The sequence below is a fragment of the bacterium genome (assembly GCA_035530055.1).
Lineage (GTDB): Bacteria > UBA6262 > WVXT01 > WVXT01 > WVXT01 > WVXT01.
Genome location: DATKVN010000091.1, coordinates 1 through 2678 on the forward strand (window position 1 = coordinate 1; position 2678 = coordinate 2678).

8 protein-coding genes are annotated in these 2678 nt (G+C 39.2%); all 8 read left to right on the forward strand.

Features of this window, described 5'->3' with window-relative positions:
- On the forward strand, positions 1-184 hold a 184-nt coding region (locus VMW39_06860), incomplete at its 5' end, for a hypothetical protein (protein HUW23732.1).
- Positions 181-597 carry a hypothetical protein gene (locus tag VMW39_06865; protein ID HUW23733.1) on the forward strand — a complete coding sequence of 139 codons (417 nt, stop codon included), beginning with the start codon at positions 181-183 and terminating at the stop codon, positions 595-597. The genes VMW39_06860 and VMW39_06865, both read left to right, overlap by 4 nt.
- A gap of 40 nt (positions 598-637) precedes the next feature.
- Entirely contained in the window at positions 638-982 is a 345-nt protein-coding gene (locus VMW39_06870; protein ID HUW23734.1) for a hypothetical protein, read from the forward strand.
- A gap of 23 nt (positions 983-1005) precedes the next feature.
- Positions 1006-1263: a hypothetical protein gene (locus tag VMW39_06875; protein ID HUW23735.1), complete on the forward strand. Its 258-nt coding sequence runs from the start codon at positions 1006-1008 to the stop codon at positions 1261-1263.
- 160 nt (positions 1264-1423) lie between these two features.
- Positions 1424-1804, forward strand: coding sequence for a hypothetical protein (locus VMW39_06880; GenBank protein HUW23736.1), 381 nt, complete (start codon positions 1424-1426; stop codon positions 1802-1804).
- A complete protein-coding gene (locus VMW39_06885; protein HUW23737.1) occupies positions 1801-1977 on the forward strand; it encodes a hypothetical protein in 177 nt (58 codons plus the stop codon). Before VMW39_06880 ends, VMW39_06885 begins: the two co-directional genes overlap by 4 nt.
- The gene (locus VMW39_06890; GenBank protein HUW23738.1) at positions 1974-2345 is read left to right on the forward strand and encodes a hypothetical protein; all 372 of its coding nucleotides are present in this window, start codon (positions 1974-1976) and stop codon (positions 2343-2345) included. The genes VMW39_06885 and VMW39_06890 overlap by 4 nt, the downstream gene beginning before the upstream one ends.
- Before the next feature lie 9 nt (positions 2346-2354).
- Positions 2355-2588 (forward strand): hypothetical protein, encoded by a 234-nt coding sequence (locus tag VMW39_06895; GenBank protein ID HUW23739.1) that lies wholly within the window; start codon positions 2355-2357, stop codon positions 2586-2588.
- Positions 2589-2678: the final 90 nt, after the last annotated feature.

Here is a 2678-nt window from a genome sequence, read left to right on the forward strand (position 1 = left end):
ATTAATTACTCTTTCAATATTTGGGCCTGCGATTGCGGTGGAATTATTATTTAATAAAAAGAAGTTTACCAATAAAGAATCTAAAGGACTTAGGAATGACCTTGAAAAATTCAAAGGAACAATTGCTTGGAAACTAGAAGAGGCAAAATGGGAAGTTGAAGAAAAACATGAGAGGGAAAAATGAGTGAAAACTACTACCATGTATGTGAGAAATGTGGGAAAAGAACTTATTCATATGAACACTCTTGGTATTCATTCAATCTATGTTTTGAAAAGATGTGCCTTGGTCGCATAGAAAAAAAGAGTTACCCAAAGCCAGAGGCGGCAGGATTTAAAAAAGGGGATAGAATAAGGTTTACTAGATTCCCGAAGACCGACCCAGAATACATGCAGTTAGCTACAATCCGCAACAGGCTTGACGGAGATATGTTTATGGTGAACTTTGAAGAACTTAAGCGTAAGTCCTGCAAAACAGATGAAGAGTTTGTTGCTGAATCTAGAAGAATAGACAAGTTCTTAATTCCTTTGGTCGCTGCGAGGGGACATCATCCTGCATACGATATAGAACTGTTAACTTTATGTGACAAAGAGAAATAAATGAGCGAATTTGATGATTGGAACAAGGCCGGGGGATACTATGATGCTATGTGAACACCTGGCAGATGCCTCCCTGTGTATAGTCTGCATGGAAAAGAGATTAAAAAACGACTTACTTTCGCTAGGGGCGCCCACGTATAACTGGGAAAAGAATTGGTTCGAGCCGATAAGGGAAATATATGGAGAGAAGCAAGAGTCTTTAAATACTAAGCCCGATTGGATCAGAAAAGCTTTAAGGCATGATGCCCTTGAAGTGGGAATAGACGTAGATAACGTCAACTGGAGCAACGAGGAACTCGCTGAAAATATCGTGAAGAGAAGAAAGCTTCACGGAGAGATCAGAAGTTCAAAAAAAGATAGCGCCGAGGAAAAGGCTTGGTTCTAGACGCCAAAATATAAGGAGAAATTATGAATTCAAATGAAAGCTATCTAAAGTGGTTCAATAAAACTGACATACAGACAGATTCACACTCTCCCAAGATTTTCGATGCTGGATTTGAAGCTGGCCAGGAATCTCTTAGGAAAGCAGTAGAGAAACACGTAGAGTGGCTAAAGAAGAACTATGTCTCTGAAAGCTGCGAGGAAGAGCATTTCCCGGAGAAGGACTGCATTAGTTGCCAGGCTGGACTGGAAGGGCTAGACCTTATGAAGGGGCTAAAGTCATGACGGGAATGGGGTGGTTGTTATTTTGGATATTCGTAGGCTACAGTCAGATGTATATTGCTGCGCTGAATTATAAACGAGGATACTTCTGGCACATGCTGGGGAATTTTGTCATAGCCGGCATAGATGTGCTGTTGGTTCTGAAGGCTGCTGAGATGATTCGATGATTGATCCAATTAATACACTGGGTAAGAAATATATATCTGTAGATCAGGACGCTAAGTTTGAAAAGGGAGACATTATAAACTTTGTGCTTGTTGATTACGATGCAGAAATGAAGGATATCTCCAGTAATAATTTAATAGGACTCGTGAATAAAGTGGAGGATAGATATATAACTATCCTCTTTTCGATGGAGCCTGTTGAGGATGGCAAGGTATCGCATTTGAATCTAAATAAAGAGATAGTCGTGAAGATGAATGGCTACTCCAAGACCTCAATTGCGACTGAGACTGGAGTGGCTACGGTAAATCTCCCGCTTGCAGACGTTGTTAATAGTCAGAAGTCTATTATTATTAAGAGCATGTTTGAGAGGGAAAAATGAGTATAAAAGTATCAGATTTGAGAGAGTTTCTAAACAAATATTCAGACGATGATTATGTATATGCCTATTCGGGTGAATCTACTTGTGTTGTAGTTATGGATAAAGACGGAAAACAGTTAGGTTTCATAGATGCATATGAACCCTACATAGACTACGCTGAGAGGGAAAAATGATTAAATACATTTTGTTATTGTCTTTACTTTTAACCACGAATCTCTGCTCTTATATCGCAGAAGAATTAAGTGGGGTCTGGGGAAATGTCGATAAGGAAACATTCATTTCTTTTGACGGTTTTGGGGAAGGTAATTTTATCCATCATACTGGTGGCAACTTTTCCAACGTAGGAAAGTATAAATTTAAAGGAAAAACTTTAACTTTAAATTATGAATATATAGAAAATGCAATAGAAAGAAGAAGGGACGAGTTTACAGAAAAATACGTTATTGAACTTGGATTTTTAAACTCAGGATTGAGATATCTCAAGTTGCATAAATTAAATAAAAAGGAATATCTTGGCCCTTATTATTTCAGAAATCGCTGAGGTGGAAAAATGAAGTGGAAAGAAAGCAAATTTAAAGGGGAATACATATGCAGCGCAGGTCGGTTTCAACTAGTCGCCTGCGGGTATTGCTACGACATATCCTACCATGATAAAAAGAAAATGATAATCGAACTAGAGTCTGGGTCCGTTAAAACTCTTACGGCCGCCAAGAAAAAATGCGAGGACTGGCTCAGGAAGACTAAGAAAGATCTAACTGCTAAGGAGAAGGGCGATGCCAGATGATTATTTGAAAACAGAGGCTCTCCGTGTAAGGCAAAGGGGCAAATTCAAAAGGGCCGATGGGACCGAGTACGAGAGCCACGTTGGCGAACA